Origin of the sequence: Metabacillus kandeliae, assembly GCF_021166585.1 — a bacterium.
Lineage (GTDB): Bacteria > Bacillota > Bacilli > Bacillales > Bacillaceae > Metabacillus_B > Metabacillus_B kandeliae.
Map to the genome: position 1 here is coordinate 203,817 of NZ_JAJOZE010000002.1, position 24,046 is coordinate 227,862.

24 protein-coding genes are annotated in these 24,046 nt (G+C 46.1%); 11 read left to right on the plus strand and 13 right to left on the minus strand.

Annotated elements, in window-relative coordinates; genetic code table 11:
• The first annotated feature begins 45 nt into the window (after window positions 1–45).
• The gene (locus LRR81_RS08060) at window positions 46–420 is read left to right on the plus strand and encodes a hypothetical protein (RefSeq protein ID WP_231788832.1); all 375 of its coding nucleotides are present in this window, start codon (window positions 46–48) and stop codon (window positions 418–420) included.
• Between the two features lie 35 nt (window positions 421–455).
• On the opposite strand, the gene LRR81_RS08065 is transcribed toward LRR81_RS08060, so the two are convergent.
• Window positions 456–641 (minus strand): hypothetical protein, encoded by a 186-nt coding sequence (locus tag LRR81_RS08065; RefSeq protein WP_231788833.1) that lies wholly within the window; start codon window positions 639–641, stop codon window positions 456–458.
• Window positions 642–796: 155 nt separating this feature from the next.
• On the opposite strand from LRR81_RS08065, the gene LRR81_RS08070 reads away from it, so the two are divergent.
• From LRR81_RS08070 to LRR81_RS08085, 4 genes are all read left to right on the plus strand, one after another.
• Window positions 797–1,345 (plus strand): DICT sensory domain-containing protein, encoded by a 549-nt coding sequence (locus tag LRR81_RS08070; RefSeq protein WP_231788834.1) that lies wholly within the window; start codon window positions 797–799, stop codon window positions 1,343–1,345.
• A 53-nt stretch (window positions 1,346–1,398) separates the two neighbouring features.
• Window positions 1,399–1,995 (plus strand): ECF transporter S component, encoded by a 597-nt coding sequence (locus tag LRR81_RS08075; protein ID WP_231788835.1) that lies wholly within the window; start codon window positions 1,399–1,401, stop codon window positions 1,993–1,995.
• Window positions 1,992–3,182, plus strand: coding sequence for a methyl-accepting chemotaxis protein (locus LRR81_RS08080; RefSeq protein WP_231788836.1), 1,191 nt, complete (start codon window positions 1,992–1,994; stop codon window positions 3,180–3,182). Before LRR81_RS08075 ends, LRR81_RS08080 begins: the two co-directional genes overlap by 4 nt.
• Before the next feature lie 144 nt (window positions 3,183–3,326).
• Window positions 3,327–3,608, plus strand: a complete 282-nt coding sequence (locus LRR81_RS08085) for a hypothetical protein (RefSeq protein ID WP_231788837.1) — start codon at window positions 3,327–3,329, stop codon at window positions 3,606–3,608.
• 37 nt (window positions 3,609–3,645) lie between these two features.
• On the opposite strand, the gene LRR81_RS08090 is transcribed toward LRR81_RS08085, so the two are convergent.
• Window positions 3,646–4,206, minus strand: a complete 561-nt coding sequence (locus LRR81_RS08090) for a hypothetical protein (RefSeq protein WP_231788838.1) — start codon at window positions 4,204–4,206, stop codon at window positions 3,646–3,648.
• A gap of 180 nt (window positions 4,207–4,386) precedes the next feature.
• Here LRR81_RS08090 and LRR81_RS08095 point away from each other — a divergent pair, with 180 nt between their 5' ends.
• Window positions 4,387–5,967, plus strand: coding sequence for a long-chain-fatty-acid--CoA ligase (locus LRR81_RS08095; protein WP_231788839.1), 1,581 nt, complete (start codon window positions 4,387–4,389; stop codon window positions 5,965–5,967).
• A gap of 34 nt (window positions 5,968–6,001) precedes the next feature.
• Here LRR81_RS08095 and LRR81_RS08100 read toward each other — a convergent pair whose 3' ends face one another.
• Together LRR81_RS08100 and LRR81_RS08105 are read right to left on the minus strand one after the other, a co-directional pair.
• Window positions 6,002–6,442, minus strand: coding sequence for a GNAT family N-acetyltransferase (locus LRR81_RS08100; protein WP_231788840.1), 441 nt, complete (start codon window positions 6,440–6,442; stop codon window positions 6,002–6,004).
• Window positions 6,443–6,541: 99 nt separating this feature from the next.
• Window positions 6,542–7,138 carry a cupin domain-containing protein gene (locus LRR81_RS08105; protein WP_231788841.1) on the minus strand — a complete coding sequence of 199 codons (597 nt, stop codon included), beginning with the start codon at window positions 7,136–7,138 and terminating at the stop codon, window positions 6,542–6,544.
• A 167-nt stretch (window positions 7,139–7,305) separates the two neighbouring features.
• Here LRR81_RS08105 and LRR81_RS08110 point away from each other — a divergent pair, with 167 nt between their 5' ends.
• From LRR81_RS08110 to LRR81_RS08125, 4 genes are all read left to right on the plus strand, one after another.
• On the plus strand, window positions 7,306–8,133 hold the full coding sequence (locus LRR81_RS08110; RefSeq protein WP_231788842.1) for a sensor histidine kinase: 828 nt from the start codon (window positions 7,306–7,308) through the stop codon (window positions 8,131–8,133).
• A complete protein-coding gene (locus tag LRR81_RS08115; RefSeq protein ID WP_231788843.1) occupies window positions 8,133–8,774 on the plus strand; it encodes a response regulator in 642 nt (213 codons plus the stop codon). The genes LRR81_RS08110 and LRR81_RS08115 overlap by 1 nt, the downstream gene beginning before the upstream one ends.
• Before the next feature lie 245 nt (window positions 8,775–9,019).
• Complete coding sequence (locus LRR81_RS08120; protein WP_231788844.1) at window positions 9,020–9,409, plus strand: FixH family protein; 390 nt, start codon at window positions 9,020–9,022, stop codon at window positions 9,407–9,409.
• Between the two features lie 22 nt (window positions 9,410–9,431).
• Entirely contained in the window at window positions 9,432–9,968 is a 537-nt protein-coding gene (locus LRR81_RS08125) for a copper resistance CopC family protein (RefSeq protein WP_231788845.1), read from the plus strand.
• Between the two features lie 45 nt (window positions 9,969–10,013).
• Here the strand turns inward: LRR81_RS08125 and LRR81_RS08130 are convergent, their stop codons facing one another.
• From LRR81_RS08130 to LRR81_RS08145, 4 genes are all read right to left on the minus strand, one after another.
• Complete coding sequence (locus LRR81_RS08130; protein ID WP_231788846.1) at window positions 10,014–11,987, minus strand: NTTRR-F1 domain; 1,974 nt, start codon at window positions 11,985–11,987, stop codon at window positions 10,014–10,016.
• Between the two features lie 486 nt (window positions 11,988–12,473).
• Window positions 12,474–12,956 carry a DinB family protein gene (locus LRR81_RS08135; RefSeq protein ID WP_231788847.1) on the minus strand — a complete coding sequence of 161 codons (483 nt, stop codon included), beginning with the start codon at window positions 12,954–12,956 and terminating at the stop codon, window positions 12,474–12,476.
• 27 nt (window positions 12,957–12,983) lie between these two features.
• Window positions 12,984–15,128 (minus strand): peptidoglycan D,D-transpeptidase FtsI family protein, encoded by a 2,145-nt coding sequence (locus LRR81_RS08140; protein WP_231788848.1) that lies wholly within the window; start codon window positions 15,126–15,128, stop codon window positions 12,984–12,986.
• A 303-nt stretch (window positions 15,129–15,431) separates the two neighbouring features.
• Window positions 15,432–15,986: a helix-turn-helix domain-containing protein gene (locus LRR81_RS08145; protein ID WP_231788849.1), complete on the minus strand. Its 555-nt coding sequence runs from the start codon at window positions 15,984–15,986 to the stop codon at window positions 15,432–15,434.
• A gap of 118 nt (window positions 15,987–16,104) precedes the next feature.
• Here LRR81_RS08145 and LRR81_RS08150 point away from each other — a divergent pair, with 118 nt between their 5' ends.
• Window positions 16,105–16,689 carry a LysE family transporter gene (locus LRR81_RS08150; protein ID WP_231788850.1) on the plus strand — a complete coding sequence of 195 codons (585 nt, stop codon included), beginning with the start codon at window positions 16,105–16,107 and terminating at the stop codon, window positions 16,687–16,689.
• Between the two features lie 14 nt (window positions 16,690–16,703).
• On the opposite strand, the gene LRR81_RS08155 is transcribed toward LRR81_RS08150, so the two are convergent.
• The 5 genes from LRR81_RS08155 to LRR81_RS08175 all read right to left on the minus strand — a co-directional run bounded on the left by LRR81_RS08155 (window position 16,704) and on the right by LRR81_RS08175 (window position 23,785).
• Entirely contained in the window at window positions 16,704–18,233 is a 1,530-nt protein-coding gene (locus LRR81_RS08155; protein WP_231788851.1) for a SagB family peptide dehydrogenase, read from the minus strand.
• A gap of 12 nt (window positions 18,234–18,245) precedes the next feature.
• Window positions 18,246–20,105, minus strand: a complete 1,860-nt coding sequence (locus LRR81_RS08160) for a TOMM precursor leader peptide-binding protein (RefSeq protein WP_231788852.1) — start codon at window positions 20,103–20,105, stop codon at window positions 18,246–18,248.
• Window positions 20,102–21,883 (minus strand): bacteriocin maturation protein, encoded by a 1,782-nt coding sequence (locus tag LRR81_RS08165; RefSeq protein ID WP_231788853.1) that lies wholly within the window; start codon window positions 21,881–21,883, stop codon window positions 20,102–20,104. The genes LRR81_RS08160 and LRR81_RS08165 overlap by 4 nt, the downstream gene beginning before the upstream one ends.
• Before the next feature lie 480 nt (window positions 21,884–22,363).
• The gene (locus LRR81_RS08170; RefSeq protein ID WP_231788854.1) at window positions 22,364–22,621 is read right to left on the minus strand and encodes a heterocycloanthracin/sonorensin family bacteriocin; all 258 of its coding nucleotides are present in this window, start codon (window positions 22,619–22,621) and stop codon (window positions 22,364–22,366) included.
• 186 nt (window positions 22,622–22,807) lie between these two features.
• Window positions 22,808–23,785: a ring-cleaving dioxygenase gene (locus LRR81_RS08175; protein ID WP_231788855.1), complete on the minus strand. Its 978-nt coding sequence runs from the start codon at window positions 23,783–23,785 to the stop codon at window positions 22,808–22,810.
• Window positions 23,786–24,046 lie beyond the last annotated feature (261 nt).

Sequence of the window (24,046 nt, forward strand, 5' to 3'; positions counted from 1 at the left end):
ATGCTGTACGTATATAGGGTAATGATGAATAGGAGTTGATGAAGCATGTTCCTTGATGAATTGCAGCCAGAAGAGAAGGCCGCATTTCTTGAATTGGCTTCTCTGATTGCAAAGGTTGATGGAAAGTTATCGATATTTGAACATACGGTTTTCAAAAAATATAGAGAAGAAATGGGCTTTGAGGAATATCAGGTGAAGGGTTTGGCCATTGAAGAAATTCTTCATTTGTTTAAAGATGAGCGTTCCAAAAATATTGTTTTGGCAGAAATACTAAGGCTCATCTATGCGGACGGGGTTTTTCAGGAAGAAGAGCAGGAATCAATTCGCTTGATTAAGCAGCACTTCGGTTTTCATCCAAATGAATTCAAAAGTTTGAAGGATTGGGTAGGCAAAATTAAAGAATTATCCGCACCGGAATAAGACGTGAAAAGCAGCCTGGCTAAAGGGCTGCTTTTTCATTTGCGCTTCTTTTTTTCCGGTCCTTTCGCCGAGCCGCTAAACGGATTAATTTCATGTGTTAAGTCCCTTCCCGCCTCTCTTTCTTCCCGTGCAATTCTGTAGCCAAGGGCAACATAATACCAGATCCATGCTCCGCCAGCTAAAATCATGCAGATAATAACGGCCCAAGTTACTCCGTCCATGTAAAATTCCTCCAATTATATTTCTTTTAATATACCATTAATAACCATTCCAAACATCCGATATAAAGATAGAGAGTTCAAATTAGGCAGTTCTAACCAACATGAGTTACACTGAAAGTAGTACAAATTAACTATTAATGAAAAGAGGAAGAGTCATGGATCTAAGAAAATTGTCGTTATTTCACGAATGCTTTGGAGCTGTTGAAGGAGAAACAGAGCTGCTTGAAAATGCTTCCCTCAGCCGGCTGAATGCCCAATCCCTTAAGTATGAAACAAGTGTCCCTCAGCTTGAGTACATGTGCCTGATGATGGAAAACATGGTGCTTTCCAAAAAGCTGAAAGGCAATGTATATGCAGGATTTCAAAAGTTTTCCCGCACCGTGAATGTCCTGGATCGGTTTCAGGCAATGACAGAGTATTCCAATGTGCATATTTTCGGAGAGCCTGACATGAAAATGGATCCGGCAGACGGCATCGATTACATTGCCCTGCCGCCAAGAAGCGAGCTCATGAGAGAATGGTTTCTTGTCATCGACACCCCCGTTTTTAAATCAATGATGGTGGCCTACGATTTGGAAGGCTTTGGCGTTCACAAAGTGGAAGAGGGCCGCAAATTCAGAGGAATCAAAACATCAAGCCCTGCCGTGGTGAAAAAAGCCGTTGAGCTTTTAGAACCTCACACTTCAGGGCTTGTGCTGAAATAAACCAACAGAACGGCAGCTCCTGCAGCTGCCGTTTATTTAAAGGAGCTATAAACATGCCAAAGCTGCAGAAAACGATCACGATTGCCCTGATGTCTTCCATCAGCCTTCTGCTATATTACTTTAAAATACCGCTCCCCTTATTCCCGGGCTTTTTGACATTGGATTTCAGCGACCTGCCATCTCTTGCCGCTGCCTTTATTCTCGGTCCGGTTGCCGGCATTGTTGTCCAGCTTGTCAAAAATATTCTGGATTACCTGCTGCACGGAAATTACGCAGGTCTGCCGATCGGACAATTGGCCAATTTTCTTTCCGGTTCGATTATGATCGGCCTTATCTCTGTTTTTTTCCTCTGGCGAAAAAAGTTGGATTGGAAAAGCTTCGCTGGCTCCATCATTCTTTTCCTTGCTGCTATGTATGCGCTGAACCTGTATTTTATATTGCCCGCCATTATGAAGCTGCTCGGTTTAAGCACAGCGCAGTATCTCGGCGCCTTTACGCCATTCAGCCCTTTTGTGAAGAATCTTAGCAGTGCTGTGCTGTTTGTCGTTTTACCGTTTAACCTGCTGAAAATCTCTCTCGTTTACCTGATCGGCATTCCCTTTGCCATCAAGCTAAAGGGAGCATTGCAAAAAAGGAGATTTGCGATATGAAAAGAAAGATTCTTCCCTTCATTGGTCTATTGGCAGCAGAGGCTGCTCTCTCCCTTTATAATTACTTTATTCCCGCCTTATGGGCAGCCCTTTTAGGAACATTGGTTTTTACAGGCATCCTTTCATTTTTCCTTTTTCGTAATAGCAGTCCTTCTTCTCCTGAAACAGAAGAGGCGCCGGATAATGAAAACATGGTTGCTGCGCTGGAAGAATTGCGCCATCTGGAAGCTCACGGCAAGCACCTTCAGACGATGAACTCCCAGGTGAGCACATCTACCGAGCAGGTTACGATGCAGCTCATGGGGATGGGCCAGGATATTGACCATCAGAAGGAAGTCATTATTACATTCGGCGAACGTCTCGGTAAAATCAACGGCATGATTCAAAATCTTGATGCCATTATTGAAGTAACCAATTCAACCGTGAAGGATGTTACAAACTTATCTGCATCAGGGCTTGAAAAGTCTCACGCCTTTGGTGAAGCCTTCTCAAGGATTATGGCGAGCACCGACGAGCTGTCCTCTTACAATGATGAGCTCACGGGAAAAATGAAAGAAGTCACACAGGCACTGGGCGCGATTGACTACATTGCAAGCCAGACCAACCTGCTCGCTTTAAATGCGGCCATTGAAGCAGCAAGGGCCGGCCAGCATGGAGCAGGCTTCGGCATCGTTGCCGGCGAGATCCGGAAGCTTTCCGCACAGGTTAAAGACAGTGCTGTCGCGATCGAAACCATTATCGAAAGCGTCCATATCAAAATGAAGGAGCAGGAAGACGCCTTCAGCCTGAACCGGGAAGTCATCGAAGAAGGAAAGTTCAAAAACAAAGAAGTTCAGTCCATTTTCCAGGATGTTAAAACAGCCATAATCGGAGTAGCTGACCAATCAGAACTCGTGAAAAAAAGTTCAGAAGAAGTAGAAGCAGAAAACCAATTTTTAATAGATCAAATGGCTGCCATCGTTCAGCTTGCTGAAAACTTAAGCACCGCAACAGAAGGTTCTGCAGGCATGACAATGGAGCAGCAATCCTACATGATGGAGCTTGAAGTAACAGCAGACACCATTCTTCAGCATATGGAGGAGATCCAAAACAGCCTAAAGAAACAGATTGGGACGGATGATAACGTCACTTGGATCCGCCCAGGTGAATTGAAAGAGAGAAAGCTGCAAACAGCAGCAAATGAATAATGCTAATAAAAAAAGGAGCACTTCCCATTGGATATGGGGAGTGTTCCTTTTTTATATGGTGATTGTCCAAATACTACATAATCGCCTAACTCTTCTATCCATTTTTTTACACCAACCAGCTATAATAGAACAAGGAGGGAACCAATGAAAAAAATCATTCTTGCTCTAACATTTGTATCAGCTGCTGCCCTATTATATATTCTTTTTCTATCCATTTTTCAATGGCCATCACTATCAAATGGCAACATCCTGATCGTCTGGTTTGCCGCAACCATTGTCGGCTTCATTTCCTTTTTTGCTTTAGGAAAGCCTGACAGCAAAGCAGCAGCAGCCAGCAGAGCGGTTGCCTTTGGATCGTTTCTGTTAAGTATTTGCATGGCTGTTGCTTTAATTGTTATTTCTTCGATTGTTCATTCTATGCCGTGATAAAGGGAAAACCGCTTGGTTAGCGGTTTTTTTGCGACTAAATTTCCGGAACAGGTATTACTTTTTTGTACGTCATATAATAGTTGCCATCAATATCAGCAAGATATGCCGTTTTTCTTTCTATCTCTCTATCTTTATTTAATAAAACAGCATGGACTTCAGCATTCAGCCAAAAGACTAGTAATACATTCTCTAATTTAGACATTTGTTTCGCTTTAACAATCAGTTCTTCCATTTTCTCTTCAGTCTGGACTTTTAGAATCCCAATCGCATTTTGAGGACTCAGCATGTCCCTTTCATCAAAAAGTTTATGCAGGGTTTCTACATCTTTGTTAAAATAATTCTCCCGTTCTAAATGCAGAATAAAGTCATTCCATTGATCATCTTCATAGTTATCCCACCAGGTTAAATCCATTGGACGATACTTGCCGTTGCATGTATCTTCTGTAAATGGATCATAACCTATCATGGATCCTAGTCGGGAAAAATACTCAATTTCCGTCATTGTAAAGGAGTGCTTTCCATGGTTAACAGTTAATTTCAGTGTATGATAATTTTTCACATATCCGTCAAACAGCTTCATTAATTGAAGAGGCATAATAACCTTCCTTTGAATAGTTATATTTACCTAATATATTCTAATTTAAATCTCTTGATTTTTCCACACCCTCTTCTTGTTCCAAATCTGCCAATCTCCCTCTTGTAATTGCTATACAGCAAAATCCTCTCTATACTGTAATGTAAACGCTTTATCATTACGAAGGGAGAGGTCTTTTTCATGCATGTACCGCTGTTATTGACTGATTTTCTCGACAGAGCTGCCGACTTATATGGGGATAAGAAAGCGATTTTTGATGATCATCGTGTTTTTACGTACAGCGAAATGAAGAAAAGGAGTAACCAGCTTTCCAGGGGGCTTGTTTCATTGGGGGTTGAAAAAGGAGATAAGGTGGCGTTTTTAGCGCCGAATTCGTCTGAAATGCTTGAAGGCTTTTATGGTGTCTTTCAGGCTGGAGCTGTAATGACGCCTTTGAACACACGCCTTCAGCCAGGTGATTATCAGTTTATTTTGGAGCACAGTGAAAGCAAAGTTCTTTTTGCGGACTATACTCTTTTTCCTTTGATACAGCCTACTTTGCCGAATCTTCCAAGCCTTGAGCATGTGTTTGTACATGGCGGGGAAACTGAAGGCGCTCCAAGCTATGAGGCCTGGCTCTCCTCTTTTTCAGATGCTCCTTTTGAAAATGTTTCTCTGGAGGAATCGGATATTGCCTCCCTTCTCTACACAAGCGGCACAACGGGAAATCCTAAGGGGGTTCTGCTGACCCATCGGGCGAATTACCTGCATGCGATGTCTGCGATGCATCATTTGCGCGTCACTGACAAGGATACCCTTCTCCATGTGCTTCCAATGTTCCATGTGAACGGCTGGGGCTCCCCCTTCTACTATACGGCAAACGGCGCCAGCCAAATTATGCTCAGGAGGACAGATCCGAAGCTGATTCTGGAAAAAATTCAAAAGTACGGCGTAACCGTCCTCCATATGGCTCCGACGGTGTTAAATATGGTCATTGAGGCGTTTGAAAAAGAAAAGCCGAATATTCCGCAGGACGTTCGTGTGGTGATTGCCGGTTCTGCTCCCCCTCCTGCTTTTGTAAGAAAAGTAGAGGAAACGCTAGGCTGGAAATTCGTACAGGTTTACGGCATGACAGAAATTGCCCCGCTGATCACAACATCAGAACTGCGGTCAATGGACCTGGATCTCTCTGCTGAAGAAAGGTACCGCCTGAAAGCAAAAGCAGGCTATGCGATGATTGGCAGCAAAGTAAAGGTTGTCGATGAACTCGGTGATGAAGTGCCGCATAACGGCAAGGCAATTGGAGAAATTATTACCCGCACCAACAACACGATGGAAGGCTATTATAAAAATGAAGAAGCAACAAGCGCAACCCTTCGGAACGGCTGGCTTTACACGGGGGATATGGCAGTTGTGGACGAAAACGGCAACATTGAAATTGTTGACCGCAAGAAAGACGTGATCATCAGCGGCGGAGAAAATATCTCTTCAATTGAGGTGGAGGGCGCCTTGTACGAGCATCCGGCGATCCTCGAAGCAGCGGTCGTGGCCATTCCTGATGATAAATGGGGCGAGGTCCCGCATGCTGTCGTTGTATTAAGAGACGGCGCGATACTGACAGACCTGGAACTGATGGATTACTGCCGCGGCAAGCTGGCCCATTTTAAAGCACCGAAAAGCGTTTCATTTATTGAGGAGCTTCCAAAAACCGCTTCAGGGAAAATTCAGAAGGTGCTGATCCGGAAGTCATACTGGGTTGACAAGGGCCGATTAGTGAACTAATGAGAAAAGACTCCTTTTGCAAGGAGTCTTTCTTCTATAAAATATGCTTTACCATTAATACCTGAAGTCCTTTTTCAGCATGATTGTATCTTTCCCCGCTGTCCTTAAAGCCAAGATGCTCATAATATGGCAGGTTGGAGGCTCTTGTTTTGCACCAGAGAATATGGATTTCTTTTTGAGCAAGCAGATTTTCTCCAAATAAAATCAGCGTCTGTCCCCTCAGCTCATTGCGGTGCTCCGGATCAATCGCAAGCCCCTGCAGGCGGTACATGTTCCCGCCCTTCAGCTTTGCATTGTGCTCTTTATAAAAGGAAGCTGTCCCAACCAGCTGCTCTTTTGCAAAAGCCCCGATATGCATCGTTTCTTTATGGTCGTCTCCTAAGTACCGGCAGTCTTCAAGGCTTGCACTTGGCATAATAACCTTTTGGCGGAGCGGCATCGCGTCCGTTAACTCAATCTTTTTTAATTCAAACACTCTTTTGCCTCCTATTTCAGAGTACAAACATAGGAAACTTTATTTTATAAGAGGTTTGAGGGGATGTAAAGTTACAGACTATGAGAAATGACTGTATTTCTATCTATGAAATGGTTCCCTGTACGGATAAGGTGGATACGGCAGGTAGTGTCCTGTGCGGCTGCCTTGCTGACTGCAGTTTGCATATGGTCCGATATAGGTGGAAGGCTGAATGGGCGCGGTCGTCTTTTTCCACTGATTTTCATCAAGGCAGTAAGTGTGCGCCATAACAGAGGCAGGAGTGAATTTCAAAATGTCTGAGCCCAGCACAACTTCCGGATTCGGCGCATCAAAAATGGCGAGGATATGCGTCTGGTCAGCATTGGCGATTTCAAAGTGCCACCAGCCCTGCGGGACATTGGCTATTTGACCAGGGGTAATAGTGAACGTTTGAAATTGGCTTGTGGCAGGGTTCATCATGGAAACACCAACAGAACCGGATATGCAATAAACGAGTTCCGCTGCGTTTGGATGGTAATGCGGCTCAATCACATTGCCGCGTGTGAAAAAAATATCTAACAACGATGTGTTTTTTAATGAATTGACTTGCTTATTTCCCGCAATATTAATGTAATTTTGATTGTCTTTTTGGAACAGCGGGCTTTTGTTTAAGTCGAAGGTGTACTGTTGCGATGATTGATCTGCATAGGAGTGCACAGCTGCTTTCACCTCTTTTTCCAAAAAATACGGCACAGTAAGCCTATAGGCATTTTATTCATTTGCACTTTTTTTGTGTTTTTCCTTTTCAAATAATTGTCATGATTCCAACGGAAAGACTATGCTACTATGAATTTATCCATCATTAGCAAAAAGAGGTCGAAACGTTGAAATACAATCAAATTAAGTGGCTGATTCTTATTATCCCTACTCTCACGATTGCGTTATGGGAGTACACCAGGCATGCGTTCCTGCTCCCTTATATCTCAATGGAGGCCGGAAACATTCTTTCCCCTATTCTTGTTTTTGTGATCACGCTGATCTTTGTCAGGCATTTATTTCATCTGCTGGAAAAGATCCAGGAAGAGCTGCGGACAGAGAAAGCGAAGAAAATGGTGCTTGTGGAACGGGAAAAGCTGGCGCGAGAATTGCATGACGGTATAGCCCAATCCCTTTTTCTGCTCTCTGTCAAAATGAATAAACTCGGGAGAAAACATGACCTTGATCACGATCCGGAATTTCAAAAAGCCCTGCAGACCATGCAGCATGTTCACAGTGATACAAGACAAGCCATTTCCAATCTTAAATACGAGTCAAATGAAGAGCTTTTCAGCTGGACAGACAGCATTCAGCACAACATCACAGAGCTCGAAAACACCCATTCCGTCAGCATTGATCTGGATTGGCATATTCATGAAAACTCCCTTTCTCCAAAAGAAAAAGTAGAATTGATGGCCTGTATTAAAGAAGCTTTCATTAATGTCATCAAGCATGCCGGCACTGATCATGTATGGATTGAGGGAAAAGAAACAAAAAAAGGGTGGATTTGCCTCATTAAAGATCAAGGCATTGGCATAAATCAACAAACAATAGAAGAAAGCAGGGGCTTTGGACTTCGGATTATTCAGGACAGAGCACGTGAAATGGGATGGAGCTTTTCGATCGGCCGCATACATGAAGAAACCATTATGGAAATTAAAAAGGAGATGGCTTAATGCAGCCATATCGAATATTGCTTTCGGATGACCATATTCATGCCAGAGAAGGCATCCGGGAAATATTAGAAGAATACGAGGATTTTCTAATTGTCGGGGAAGCCGTAAACGGGGAAGAAGCTCTTTCCCTTGCCGAGGAACTGATGCCGGATATTATCCTCATGGACATTCAGATGCCTGTTATGGACGGTTTAGAAGCGACAAAAAGAATAAAAATGAAACTGCCTTATATCAAAGTTGTGATGATTACGGTCTCAGACGACATTAAAGACTTGTTCGATGCTCTGAAAAAAGGCGCACAGGGCTATCTCCTGAAAAACATTCAGCCTGAAGCCTGGTACGAATACTTAAAAGCCTTTGCTCTTGATGAAGTTCCGATGTCAAAAGAGATTGCCTATCAAATTCTAAAAGAATTTCCGCAGGAAAAAAAAGAAGTAAAGGAAGAAAAAACACCACTTTCTTCCAGAGAATTAGAGGTGCTTCAGCTAGTAGCGAAGGGATTCTCGAACAAAGAAATTTCAGAGACCCTTTTCATATCCGAGCACACCGTAAAAAGCCATTTAAAAAATATCTTAAGCAAACTGCATCTCGCCAATCGGGTGCAGCTGACCTATTATGCTTTTCAGCAGAAACTGATCTAAATGAGAACTGCCTTTTTCAAACAGGGCAGTTTTTTTATGTTGAAAAATCGTCAAACTCCCTCCGTGAAATCACTCTAAAGAGTGATTAGTTCTCCTTTCTATCAAAATATAATGAAGATGAATCAGGAAATGCGAGTCTGGGAGGGGAGCCTCCATGCATGGATTAACTGAAGGAAGGCGATGCTGTGTATAAAAGAATTTTAATGGCATGCTGTCTGATAGCAGCGGCGGGATGTTCAGCAAGCATGAGTGAAACTGAGACACCGAAAGCGGTGGAAGCGAGCATCCTTCTTCCTGACAAGATTGAATTGAACAAGCCCAATCTTCTGAAGGTTCAAGTTGCCCAAGACGGAAAAAATGTCGATGACGCAGAAGATGTGGAGTTTGAGATTTGGCAGTCAGGAAGCAAGCAAAAAAGCGAATTAATAAAAGCCGCTCATGTAAAAGACGGCGTGTACCAAGTTAAAAAAACATTCACAAAAAACGGCATTTATTTTATCCAAACTCACGTTACAGCACGCAGCATGCATGTGATGCCTAAAAAGCAGCTGGTTATCGGCAAACTCTCAAAAAAAGACCTGCAGCCGCTAATGAATTCAGACTCGCAAAACCATAAAGAGATGCACCACCACTAACAAGATTGGAGATGTTCTAAAAATGAAAAAAACAGCCAGTATCGTCTTTTTACTCTTACTGCTTTTTTTAAGTGTAGCCAGCGCTCATTCAAAGCTCGTAGATTCCAACCCAAAGGCTGGCGCAACAGTAACAGGTGAACTTTCGCAAATTCAGCTGACATTTAACACACCTGTAGAAGAAACAAGCAAAATTTCTCTCAGCGACGGTAAAAATGACATTCCGGTTACAGATCAAAAAATTGACGGCAGCAAGCTATCCGGCAGCATCCCAAAAGACTTGAAAAACGGCACCTATCAGCTTTCCTGGGATATCATCGGGGAAGACAGCCATAACGTGAAGGACTCCATCTCTTTTACAATAGACAGAAAAGAACAAGCACAAGCTCCGAAGCAAGAAGAAAAAGCACCGGCAGCGGAAAAAAAGACTCAGCAGCATGAGCACACAGAAAAACCAGCGCCTGAAAAGACTGGGAATGCCCAATCGGCTACGCCTTGGGTGATTGGCGGGATTCTTGTGATCCTGGCCGTAATTGTTATTGCATTAACCCGAAGAAAATAATGGAAAGGGCTGCCCTGAAATATCAGGGCAGCCCTTCCGTTTTATTTAAGGATTCACATCTATCCCAGTAGGTCCGTCACCAACAGGTACGGAAGTAATGGCTGTATTGGTCACAGCATCAATGACTGAAACGGTGTTATCAAATTGATTTGTCACATAGACCCTGTTTGTCAGCTGGTTAACAGCTATTTCCGAAGCACCGCTTCCCACCGGCACAGTGGCAATAATGGTGTTGGATACCCCGTCGATGACAGAAACATTGGAAACGCCCGCATTAGCCACATAGATTTCGTTAAGAGCCAAATCAATTCCTGCAACAAACGGATTGGACCCTACTGCTACTGTAGCCACAACAGTGTTGGACGCACCATCAATGACTGAAACATTGTTAGTGCCGGTATTCACCACATAAATGCGGTTATTTCTTGAATTGACGGCAATTCCAAATGGAGTCAGCCCTACGGAAACTGTCGCTATTACCAGGTTTGTTACACCATCAATGACCGAAACATTATTGCCTCCAAGATTCACCACATACACTCGATTGGTGGCTGGATTCACGCCTATTAACTGAGGTACAGCCCCAACTGGTATAGTAGCAACAACAGTGTTGCTGAGCGCACTGATTACAGAAACATTATTACTGCCAGAGTTGGAAACATAGACAGTATTTGTTGAAGGATTGACGGCAGCCCCATCTGGATTAGTGCCGACTGGTATCGTAGCAATAATCGTGTTGCTTGCTCCATTAATGACAGACACATCTGCTTCCCCGTCGTTCGTTACATAAACCCGGTTTAACGCGGAATTAACAGCTACTGCAAAAGGTGTATTTCCGCCTGGTATGGTTGCAATCACTGTATTTGTCACACCATCAATAACTGAAATGTTATTTGAATTTTGATTGGCGACGTAGATTCGGTTAACAGCGGTTGCTCCTCCTGTTGGACCAGTAACACCTGTTGCTCCTGTTGCTCCTGTTGCACCTGCTCCGGTTGGGCCGGTTGGACCTGTGCTTCCGGTTGCTCCGGTTGAACCTGTTGGACCTGGGTTTCCGGTTGCTCCGGTTGAACCTGTTGAACCTGTGTCTCCCGTTGAACCGGTTGAACCCGTGCTTCCTGTTGCTCCCGTTGGACCTGTTGGACCTGGGTTTCCGGTTGCTCCTGTTGAACCTGGTGAACCTGTGTCTCCCGTTGGGCCGGTTGGACCCGTGCTTCCGGTTGCTCCTGTTGGGCCTGTTGGACCTGGGTTTCCGGTTGAACCTGTTGTACCTGTCGCTCCGGTATTTCCTGTAGCTCCTGTGCTTCCTGTTGGGCCTGTTGGACCGGTTCCACCCGTTAAACCTGTTGAACCGGTTGATCCAGTAGCTCCCGTTGGACCTGTGGCTCCTGTTTCTCCTGTCACTCCGGCTGCACCAGTTCCTCCTGTTGGCCCTGTGGTTCCAGTGTTTCCTGCCGTTCCGGTAGCACCGGTTGGACCTGTAGAGCCAGTTGCTCCCGTACTTCCAGTTGCTCCCGTACTTCCAGTTGCTCCCGTAGATCCCGTGCCGCTTACATTAAGGAGGGCAGCATCGTCAACTAATATGTCAGATGTTCCTGGAGCTGGGAGAGTATAGATTAATACATTAGCAAATGCTGTTCCAGCTGGTGATAAAGAGGTCGTTTCATAGACTTCCAGCCACGATGCATCAGAAAAGGCAGGAATATGTCCTTCTGGAATAGTAATAAGAAAACCTGTGCTGAGCAGGCCAAAACTCGCATCTAAAAACAATACCTCAATTTGTACTGGCGATGATGGGAGGGCATCTGTTGCCCTTTCCAATGAAACTAAAAACTCATAGCTGTTTCCCGGTGCGGCCGGCACAATTTGCGAAATATACGAAACGGCACCCGCCTGCAGCCTTGCTGAAAAAGATCCCGTATGGGCATTAAGTGTGGTAACTGTCGCACCTGAGAATGTCCAGGGCGCCAGTGTCCCGGTTTCAAAACTTCCATTCACAATCAGGTTTTGAATTGGCATTTTTCCTCCTGCATTTCTTCTGATATTTGACTTAAAGCAAAACAGTCCTTTTGCATTATAGTCAGTCGCAGAAAAAATGGTCAGAGGTTTCCATTAAAATCTGGAAATCGGGCTTATACTGCTTGCTTTCCGCACGTTTCGATCACTGGGTCTTCAGAAAAAGATCCGATGCAGACTCAAAAATTGGCTGAGAGCTGCCTACCTATTAAAACCGGCTCTTCCATTAACTAAGGGCCGGTTTTAAGTGCCTTAAAAGATGGCACTGCCTTTATTTTTAGATAATCGCTCATAAAAGAGCCCGTGCTAATATCGCATATGGGCGGATTGCTTCTGGATATCGGCGGATTTTTAATTATATCGAGCACTTCTTTCAATATATCGGCGGATGGGCTTTCTGCCCTTTAAAACCGGCTCTTCCATTAACAAAGTACCTGAAGGATGCGATAGAAATAAAAGAAACCCCTGAAAGCAGGGATTTCTTGTGATTTATTTCACTCCTAAAATATCTGTATTCGGCGGCTCGTATCCCATTTGACGGAGCATCGCTGCCACTTGCCCTTTATGGTGAAATTCATGGGTGACAGTATGCATCAGAAGTTTGGCAGGAGTATCGGTTATTTCCTCCGAGCTCTCCCTCCATGGAATAGGCCGGACAATTGGCTCATCCATTCGTTCAGCGAGACTTTGAAACAGCTGATTCACATAGGAATCAGCCAGTTCAAAACGCTCCCTCACCTCTTTTATTCCCAAGCCTTGCATATTCCGGATAATTGGGTTCGTTGTTTCCAAAAGCACAAAGGAACCAATCCACGCATTATAGCAGTCTGCTGTATGCATCAATGTCTGTCTGATGCTTGTCGTCCCAAACCCGTCCAGCTCTCTCGAAAAGTCTTCTGCCGAAATATCCTCACAAAAGTTAAGCATGAGCTGACGTGTTTTTCTAACCCATTCATATTCTTTCTGATTCATGAAAAATCCCCCGCATTCACCCTCTGCTTAGTTCCCTTTATCCACTTCTTTGCTGCTGGCATCTTCTTTAAACACAACATCTTTCGGATCCCTTGCCTGGCTGTATTGCTTTTGCAATGCGATATAGGCTCTCACCACTCTGTCCGCAATCTTTAAATTCGCACCCGATTTGTAACCGTATGGCACGACGACGCTGAAGGCGATCTCTGGATTGGAGGCAGGATAATATCCGACAAAGTTGATGTTCTCTGAATATTTCCCATGTATATTTGTCTGCGCTGTACCTGTTTTTCCGGATACATCAATTCCTTTAAAAGCTGTGCGCGCTGTCCCACTCGCTCCTTTTGTAACTAGATGGAAGCCTTCTTTTATCCGGTTGATATCACTTTGGGTGCTATCGATCCGGTTCAGAATCTTCGTGTTTTGTTCTTTAATCATCGGTCCGATTGCTGCATCGTTTGTTGGCTGATGCACAGATGACAGCATGTGCGGCTGGACCCGGTAGCCGTTATTTGCAATTGACGAAACATACTGGGAAAGCTGCAGCGGTGTATAGGTGTCAAACTGGCCTATGGCATAATCCAGCAGATTACCCATTTGGCTCGGCTTTGTCTGCTGGCCGCGCGATTCATTTGGCAGATCAATTCCCGTCTTTACGCCAAGTCCGAATTGGCTGAATTCATTGCGGACATATTGCACATCATTTAGATCTGCCGGGAACTTCATTTCTGGATAATATGCTCCTCCGCCCACAATCCGGATCATCGTTTTCCACATATAGACGTTGGAACTTTGTTCCAGGGCATGAATATCGTTAATTGGTCCCAGCGATCTTTTGCCATGAGAGGTTTTAACAGGAGTATCTTTTAGTTTTAATGGTCCGTCAATCTGAACTTCCCCATGCCTAAGCCCTTTCCGGTACCCCGTCAGCACGGTAGCCCCCTTTACAACAGATCCCATCGGATACTGGGTCGTAAAGGTTCCGGGCGAAAATTCCTGGATGCTGCCCTTTGTGATTTGCTTGCCCGCCATGCTAAGAACCTCACCTGTATGCGGGTCCATCACAACGACGAACGCACTGTTTAAGTTGGCGCCTGAAACATTACTGCTCCACTGCGTGTTCTTCCCCTTGTAAATCTCTTCTTTAATAATTTTCTCTACTTCCTTCTGAAGCTCCATATCAACGGACAGCTGCAAATCATAGCCTCTGCTGCCGGGATCGATAACCTTTTCTGAAATTTGATTTCCCTTGCTGTCTGTCACGTATTGCACCTTCATTTTATGAGACTTTAAAAACTGCTCATACTGCGACTCGAGATATCCTTTTCCTACCCTGTCATTTCTCGCGTAGCCGAGAGATTCAAAGTAATCTTTTCTTTCCAGCGGAATGCCCTGTTCAGGTGTCGTGACGCCGCTCAAAAGGCTGCGCATCGTTTCACCGAAAGGGTAAACCCGGTCCCAGTCTGTAATCACGTTAACACCAGGCAGCCTGTCAAGCGATTCCGCCACCCTTGACAGCTCAGTCTCATCCAGCAGATCGGCAGGTTTTTTGCTTTGAGGAGTGTTGCTGGACTTAATGATTTGCGGTTCGTAGGCATAGCCGGAGTTAAACTTTTTAAAAATGGCCACGATGTTTTTCACATGATTGTCCTGCTTCATCCGGTCAATCTCCTCTTTTGGAACCCGCTCCAGCTGAAGCTTGTACGTTTCCTTGGGAGATTTCTTTAATTCTTCCTTCGTTAGCAGCTTAACAGCCATTTTCGGATAGGCCGCAGTCCAGTAAATCTGAAAATCCTTATCCTTCAGCTTGCTTGCTGCCACTGGAATAGAGATCAGGCTTCCGAGCTCATTGGCCGCTGCCACTTTTTCATTTGCCTTTGTTTTGCTTTCCGCCGTATAGGTGATCGCTTCAACGCTTTTGTTATCTACCATCACTCTTCCATATCTGTCGAAAATCTTACCCCTTGGCGCAGGATACTGTGCCACATTCGCATCTGTCTTTGTGACAGCTTTCGTATACTGCTCGCCCTCTACAATTTGAATCAGCCCGAGACGAAGCACCATGACGGTAAATACAAGAAATACGGCGAAAAATAAAACATTAATGCGCAGCTGTCTCGATTTTTTCGCCTTCCGGTGCTCAGAAACATTTGTTTTTTGCTGTTCCGTCAACTCCCATGTTCCCCTCTCTGTCCTAAAAACTTCCTATTCTGAATTGTACCATATTTTTGAAATATAGGTTTTTTTTGCTCCATTAAAAAGAAACAGGAATACGGACAAGTCACGGTAAATAGGAGATAAGGACTTGAAGCACCATTTGAGGTAAGCGCTTGGGTATGCTTCTTATTTCATTTTGTAACAAGCCCGTTCACTTCCTCCTATGTAAAAATGTGTAAAATGAGGCTTGCTATCTTTTTTGTATTCTCTAAACTGATGAGTAATATAAAAAAACTCCTTTCAACAATCGAAAAGAGTTCAATCCAAATAATAAATCATCATATTCAGCCGGGTCATTTCTTCCCCTTTGTTGTGATACGTATGTGGCTTATCCGCTTTAAAGCGAATGCTGTCCCCCTGTGATAAATGGTATTCGTCCTGATTCAGCATAATGGTTAATTCACCCTGATAGACGGTGATGTATTCCTCGGTTCCTTCTCTGTGGGCTTCTGATTCCAGGCTTCCCTCTGGCTCCATTTCCACGCTGTACATTTCAAATTTTTTATCATCCTGAAATGGAAAGTACGGATATACCCGGTATTTCCCGTTGTCGTCGGAAAGAACCTGAACGTCCTTTTTCAGCACCAATGTGGCCTCTGGCTGCGGACGGTTGATCAGAGAGGTAAACGAAATCTTCAGTCCGTTCGCTATTTTCCAGACCGTGCTGATCGTTGGACTTGATTCCCCTCTTTCAATCTGCCCGATCATCGTTTTGCTGACCCCTGTCAATTCGGATACCTTCTCAAGGCTCAGTTTTTTCTTTTCTCTATAGTTTTTTAAATTTTTAGCGACGATTAAATTTAATTCTTCCAAAAAATGTCCCTCTTTTCACTTGTGCAATATAGCGACCATGTCATACAATATAACAAACGCATTCAGCCGTTATCTTGTACATATCATCCATTTTAACATACGAAAGAGGGGGACATCTATGTCTGTTCTGTCATTTTTAATTTATGTATTTGTAACTTCGTTTACACCTGGCCCCAACAATATCATGGCAATGGCGAATGCCCATCAATTTGGCTTAAAGCGGACGATGAGGTTCTGCCTTGGGGTCGGAGCAGGCTTTTTTGTTCTGATGCTGCTGTGCAGCTTTTTCAACCTGCTGCTGAAAAACTTTGTGCCTAAAATGGAAATGGCGATGACGTTGCTCGGTGCCGTTTACATGCTGTATCTCGCTTATAAAATTTTGAAAAGCAAGCCTGGTTCAGGCAGTGAAGAGGATCAAAAAAGAAACTCCTTTTTCACCGGAATGGTCTTGCAGTTTATTAACCCGAAAGGCATTTTATACGGCCTTACCGCCCTGTCTGCTTTTATTCTTCCTTATTACTCGTCCAACGGCAGTCTGCTCTTATTTTCCTTTTTCCTTGCCTTTATTGGATTTGCCGCAACCGTTCTTTGGAGCACGTTCGGATCGGTTTTTCAGCGCTTTCTAACAGTCTACCGAAAGCAGTTTAATATGTTAATGGCATTACTGCTCGTATACAGTGCAGTATCCATCGTATTGCATTAAAAAAGGGGGGCAGTCTACCCCCTCAAGCTTCCTTTCAGCCAGATTCTGCTCTCATAAGGTCCAACCGGGATCTGGATGAGGCAGGTTTTCCCTTCCCTCTGAAGATCGTACAGCCTGTCGCATGCATTCACATCAAACCCGAGAAGCGGGTGCCCTCCCATGCCGAGTGCCGATGCCGCCAGCAGCAGCTTCTGTGTCATCATTCCGGCCTCCATCTGCTGAATACGATACCCTCTGTAGCCAAGCTCATCAATCATATGCGAACGCTCGCCTGCTATGTGAAAAGTGAGCGGCACCTGATAGAGATTGAGGTTATCCAGTGTCATCGCTTCCTGCAAATAAAACCGAAAATCCCCTTCTGATAATAGCCTCAAAGAATGGCTCTCCATGATATATTGATAGGCGCCGTTACGGATACCTTCCACGTTATAACAGCAAAGATACATAGAAGTTCGGCCGCTCAATTCCAGATCATTTGTATGCCGGAAAGCGGCGGAAGCTTCACCTAACAAAGCTCCAACTGTACCCAGCGATATTTTCCCCAGGCGAAAGTCCATCTCAGGCGAATACCGGTTTCTGCAAGCTTCCGCAAAGTCATAACGCAGCCTCCCAGCAGGCGGCAGAGGTATCCCAGCTGGATATTCCCCTTTTCTCATAGGGAGTGTTGTGAAAAAACGGCTATGGTCCATTTCAGAAAGGTCACTGGTCTCAAGCAGGGCGGGGTATGGAAGGATGCGCTTTGACCGTTCATAGCGGGCAGGCCTGACAGGCGGAATTTCCTGACAAAGTTCCTCTGAGCCCGCATCAGCTTTCATTACCTGCGGCGCTTCTAAAAAAAGCGGAACAGCCGCATACACCCGTTCTTCCATAGGATCAAGGCCAAGCAGATGATTCACGGCTTTGTCTAAAAATTGATAATGAACAGAGGCAGAAAAACCAAAATAGTCTGCTGTCTCTTCCATCTGCCCGATCAGGACACCGGCATCAAGCCCCTGAAGCCGGTAAGAAAACTCGTTATATTTAAAGAAATTTTTCCAGAACACCGCTGACACAAACCCGACTGCAAAGCAGGATGTCACATCATGGCCGAGACAGCTGGAAAGATACTCATCCGCATTCCCTTCCCTGACAAGCAGCAGCCTGTGATGCGCAGTGTCATAGTGATAGATGCCCTCCGGCACTTCTGCCATGCGCACATACACATACAGCTCATTCGGATAAAGCCCGCCGCCTGAAGGGGGATATCTTCTCTGTGACTGGTGCACTTCTGATGCACCTGGATCTTCTCCTTCATATATAACCTGCGAGACCTCTGAAAGGCCATAGGAGTACCAAAGAAACTGCCCGAGCCGCTGAAAATCCGGAATATGCCGCTCCCCGTTTTTCTGAAGAGAAAGCGGAACATCACCCGTAAACGGGAAAGCAGGAAGCCCTCTGTAAAGCTTATAGGGAAGGGGCGCATCCTCCCAGTCAGGCTGCCAGTTCGGAGGCGACGCCTGATCGGTATCATAGTGCAGGTTGTATAAAAACTTCTCGAGGTTCATGCCGTGCCTCCTCTACGGAAACGGATGCGGATAAGGGTTCAGCTCTTCCGGCAAAAGCGGTTCTTTCCGGTAGCCGAGGAGCGCAGGAACCTTCAGTACTCTTTCCAGCCCCTCAATACGCCGCAGGTGATGCCCGAATGTCATCGGCAGGAGCCCAGGCACAAGAACCTTTACACAATAAAGGCCATTTTTCGCAAGCTCTGGTGCTGTCTGGTCCACCACGATCACGTCCAGGTTCTGCTCGTGCAGCCTGCTGATCACATCCTCCAAATCCTCCCTCAGATCACGGCGGACCGGAATCTCCGGAAAAGCTTCTGCGAAAGTCAGCATCGGCTTAGTTTCATCCATTAAAAAGCTGAACCTCTCCTCTGCCTCCTTCAGCCCGTAAAGCATGCCGTGGTCATCCATCTTCCTCACAAGGGAAGAATCCTTCAGCATTTCCAGGCATTTTTCCTTGTTGGAAAGAAGCCGCTCCTCCTGCATCCCGAGCATGCCCGCAAGTTCAAACACAGCGCTTTTGACCGCCTTCACCGGATCAAGATGGGCTCCTGCCGCACATGTTAAATTGAGCCCTTCCCCTTTTGTATTTTTCATCAATGTCCAGATACTCGGGATGCCGTGCTCCATTGTAGACTGGTAAAGGTAGAGCTCATAGCCTGATACCGCCTGAAGCCTGTCGAGCATTTGATTCAGTTCATCATCGCCTGACGAACGCGGATCAATGCGGGGTAACGGAAGCTGCGCATACCAGGTTAACAGGAAGGAATCCCTTTCTGCCGCTTCCAGGATGCCATGGAAAATCGCTTCCTCAAGGCTTCCTCCGACAGCGCAGCCATTTGATGTCTCATATACAAACCCGCCCTGATGACCGCAGCCCAGACTGTAATAGGCCAGCAGCTCCGGTACCAGAACCGGCTCCTTTTTTTGAAAAGAATAGCCCCACACCCAGTTCATTTTGCGCTCAGGATCAAACGGGCGGAATGGAAAGCCCGGCTTTTCATACTCCTCCGGGTGGTGGATTCCAACAGAGCGGGGATCAAGCGCGATATCCTTGATTTCCCTGTAGGAAGAGTGCACCGCTGTCTTTTTTCCGCGCGGAGCCACGCCGCAATACCGTTCGAGTCCTTCCAGAATGGCCGTTAATTCGCTCACTTCATAGGAGGAAGTTCTTCCTGCTGTTCCCTCGTCTCCTCCAAACAGCGGCAGGTTCACGCTCACATCGGCATAAGGCGTTGATAAGTCAGCCATTTTCCCGTTAAAAAGACCAGCCCGGAAATCGAGGTAATCCCTTGGCAGCACTTCTTTCAGTTCGTGGAGTGTTCTTGTACGATAGCTGCCAGTGCTGATTTTTGGATTTGCCTTCAGCTGGATGACCGCTGCCTCTTTTGTATCCTCCGGGACGTCTCCGCAGACAGGGCAGAAAGGATCCTGCAGAAAGCGGTGCTTGGAGTGGGAGAAGGTTTTTAAATTCATCAGATGGAGCGTCCCTGCTTCAGGTTGATTCAGCACATGTTGGAGCAGGTGCACCATTTGCAGCATGCCGTTCCTGCCAGCCCATGCCTCAGGAGAGTTTCCCGTTCTTTCCGCTAAGAAGTGCATCTGTTCCCTGTCGCGGCCCGCCATCAGCTTTCTCGTTTCCGCGCACTGTGCACAGCCCTCTTTGACAACCACTCCTTCTCCATAAGAAAAATGGCTGGTTATGAAAGGAACTCCTATCTCTCTGGCTGCTTCCCCGTAATCGGCTGCATCCCAAGAATCCTGCAGAAAGAGGAGGGCATCGGGTTTTTCCTCCTGCACAATGGTGAATTCTCTGGAGAGATGCTCTTTGGCAAATTCAGCGTAGCGCCCATTTCCTTTTATGGAAAGCCTCATTCTCCTCCCTCCTTTCGCAGGCTGACTCCGGCAATTCCGGCAAGGCCATGCTGAAAAATTGGATCAGGCGTGACGTCCTGAATGTGAAGCTTCCATCCTTCTTCTTTTAAAACCTCTTCCGCATGAGAGAGAATCTCTTTCATATCATCTCTGCTGCAGGACGGGATGCTGAGCGGCAAACTGTTTTCCAAAAGAAAAGGCTTCAGCACGTGAGCCTCCTGTCTATGGAGCTGCAGTTTTTCCGCTTCCTTCAGCAAAGCGCTGCGGACTGCCTCGGTCAGCGTCAGCCCTGTGCTTCGCGACCAGCCTTCAGCTGACCCTGCCCACACCACAGGAAAGCCGCACATTTTCTGTCCAAGTCCGATAACAGGCTCCCTGCCTGCTGTCTTCAGGACTTGCAGGTAATAGCTGCACTCTTCATCAGACACTTCTCTCAGCACGACAGGGTAGACCGGCGCCTCAGCCGGCTCATCCAGCAATGTTGCCTGCAGGCACTTTTCAAGTCCTCTTGCGGCTGCTTCCTCCCATGTCCCGCCTGCCCCGCAAGCATGATGGCCGTTTGTATGTGCTTCGGCAAAGGCTTCAGCCCCTAAAAGACCTGCCTCCCGCCTTGCCTCCTCATGTGTCATAGCTGACACGGTTATCTCCGGAAGCAGCCCTCTCCCGTCAGGACTGACCGGCTGTACCCTGCACAGGGAAAGCGGCAGCTGCTCAAGGCTTCCCTCATCCCATTTGCGGAAAACCCCGTATTCCGATGAAGCGAGACGGCTGAAAAATTGAAGCAAGTCTCCTGACCGCTCTATTCCGTGCGCTTCATTCCAAAAGGAGTGCCAGCGCCCCTCAAGAGTTTCGGGATTCAGCACATAGAACTGGCGGTTTTGCTCGCGGTCCTTCACCCCTGTGACTTCCTTCAGCCACTCAAAAGCGATCAGATTCGCAAGCATCGCTGAGGCTGCCGAGGAAGCCGGAGCATCAAGAAAATTGTTCGTTTGAAGAGTTTGGAGAGCTCTCTCCAAATCTCCGCTTCTTCCAGGATAAAGAATCGGACCCGCCATTCCGGCATTCGCTGTGAAAAGGGCGGGAATCAGAATTTTCCCCTCTTGCCGGCAAATATCACGGAGCGCCTTCAGCCCTTCTATGTTCCCTTCTCCCGAAACGTACAAAACGGCATCAAACGGCTGAACAGCACTTTCCCAATCTTCAAAGTTCAGCTCCTCAGGAGAGACTTCAGGGTCGTGCCTCCCTGCTTCGTATATAAGCTCATTTAACCGGCCGCGGTCTGTAGGAACAGAATCCGTTACTAGGTAGGAAAAGGAAGGATGGCCGCTTTCAAGCAGTGCGAAAATGAGCGAAACAAAAAAAGGACCGGAACCCGCTGCCAGAACCTTTGATTGCCTGTACTCCTCAAACCTCGCCGCCCCGGAACCGCCAAAGGCATCGAGAAATTCAACCTGTGAGCTATATCTTTTTAAGGTTTGAGCTGTTAGACGATGCGGCCTGTCATAGCTTGTATCCCGTACATACCCATTTTTCAAAAGCACCTCTGCAATCTCCAAAACCCGCTCCCTATAGGCAGGCGTCAGACCATTCGTCAGCTCATCTAAACGGCGCTCCCCGTTAAACAGCGGCATCAGCCTCTCGACCCACTGAGAAATCGTACTGCCCTCCATCTTAAAGGAGCTCTCATTGTTGCGGAAATAAACGCCGCCAGAAGGATCCGGGATATACAGCGTATCCCTGTTCACCTTCAGCCGCGCCGAAGGATTCAAATTGGCCATGCTGCCCCTCCTTACTGAAATACCTCTATCATTTGAATGTATTCGGCAGAAATTGTCCGGTATGTTACGGATTGGGGCTCGTTTTTGGGATAAATGATGTCTTCTGAATGATTTTCACACGCTTTGGATGTTGAAAAACCCCCTTTATATGCGGGTTTTGCGATTTTATGTGCAGGTTTTCGTTTTTTATATGCGGCTATTTGAATTTTATTTGCAGGTTTTGGAAATTTATATGCAGGATGACTTGCTTGCTTTCAAGTTTTTGAGGAAACATGCGGGTTGCTTTGCTGGCTTGCAGGTTTCAGAGAAGCCATGCGGGTATGGCCGTTTATTTGCAGGCTTCCCCATTTATTTGCGGATCCCCCTTCTTATTTAAATAGGCCGCCGGCTCCTTATTTGAAGGGTTCGCCCTATTTCTCACAACGCCCACTCTATGTAAAAAACCCCGCAGCTTCCCGCGGGGTTTTCCTCATTCTTTCCTTATCTGCAGCGTGCACATCCGCCGCATCTTGCACATCCGCCGCAGCCGCCGCATCGTGCGCATCCGCCGCATCCCGCGCATCCAACACAGCCTGCACAGCCGCCGCAGCCTGCACAACCTGCACAGCCGAAGCATCTCCACAATCCGCCGATCAGGATGCGGGAATCTTCATAACCCTGGCCGCCCCATGTCTGAAGCTGGCCTGCCTGGTAATCTCCAAGCTGCAGGGATTGCAAATCGTTTTGGTATTGGTACATAAAGTATAACCTCCAAATTTTTATATTCTCTGTTATTTTCATGGACAAAGACAGCAGAATCAGACCTGTAATGGTCTATTCCACAACAGCCTATGTCAGGGGACGGCGCAGAGTTCATTGGAGGAAAGCCCATTCTTGCTGGAAACGAAAAAAGGAGCAGGCCCCTGAGGCTGCTCCTTTCGATTCTTATTCTTTTATAAATACTTTATCACTGCGGACTGTATCGATCGGGCGCACCATTCCTTCGATTTGCTCCCGCTTGTTTTCCAGGAACGGCGGCAGGGACAGCTTTTCACCCAATGTTTCGTATGGCTCATCACCCATGAAGCCCGGTCCGTCTGTAGCAAATTCGAACAAGATCTGCGGTGCCACGCGCGCGTACAAGGATTCAAAGAAGTGGCGGTCCACATAGCCTGATGTATGGAAGCCAAAGCCTTCCATACGCTCTATCCATTCTTCCAGCACACTGCGGTCTTCAACGCGGAACGCTGCATGATGGACAGTGCCGAAGCCCTGCACGGCCTGAGGAAGAACGGCATTGTGTTCCACAACAATCTGTGCACCGTTGCCGCCTTCGCCCACTTCGAACAGGTGATAAGAATCTTCCTGGCCAATTTCTTTGAACAAGAGCACCTTTTCCAGCATTTCTTTAAAATAGCCGAACTCGGCGATGCGGACAAAAATCGGTCCAAGACCTGTAATTGCGTATTGCAGCGGAACAGGTCCGTCCTGCCAAGGTGTGCCGCTTGCCACACCCTGATTGTTTTCATCAGAAATGAGCTGGTACTGCTGATCATCAAAGTCAGCGAAGGAAAGCGTCTTTTTGCCAAACTGCTCTTTCACGCCCGTGTGCTTCACCTGCATGCGGTCAAAGCGCTTTACCCAGTACTCAATCGCTTCATCTGTCGGAACCCTGAAAGAAGTTTTGCTGATTTCATTTGTTCCATGGCTGCCTTTCGGGATGCCCGGAAAATCAAAGAATGTCATGTCTGTTCCAGGACCTCCGACATCATCAGCAAAGAATAAATGGTACGTTTGAATGTCATCCTGATTAACCGTTTTTTTCACAAGCCGCATTCCCAGTACATACGTAAAGAACTCATAGTTTTTTTCAGCACTGCTTGTAATAGCTGTTACGTGGTGGATTCCTTTTAAATGATTCATGTCGAATTCCTCCTGATTTATGGTTAGTTTCATTTATCTTGAATTAAGTTATCTTTACTTCAAAATAAAAATATCATGAATTCGAGATAATGTCAACTGCAGAATGACCATTTGATTTAATTTGATTTCGGCACTCACCTATCCGCCGATATATTGGATGACACCCTTTCCTATTGAATAAAAAGCCTTGCTGTGAGCTGCTTTTTGTATCAAAAGTGTTCATTTGGTCTTTAGCTTTCGTCAAATACAGAGAAAAACAGA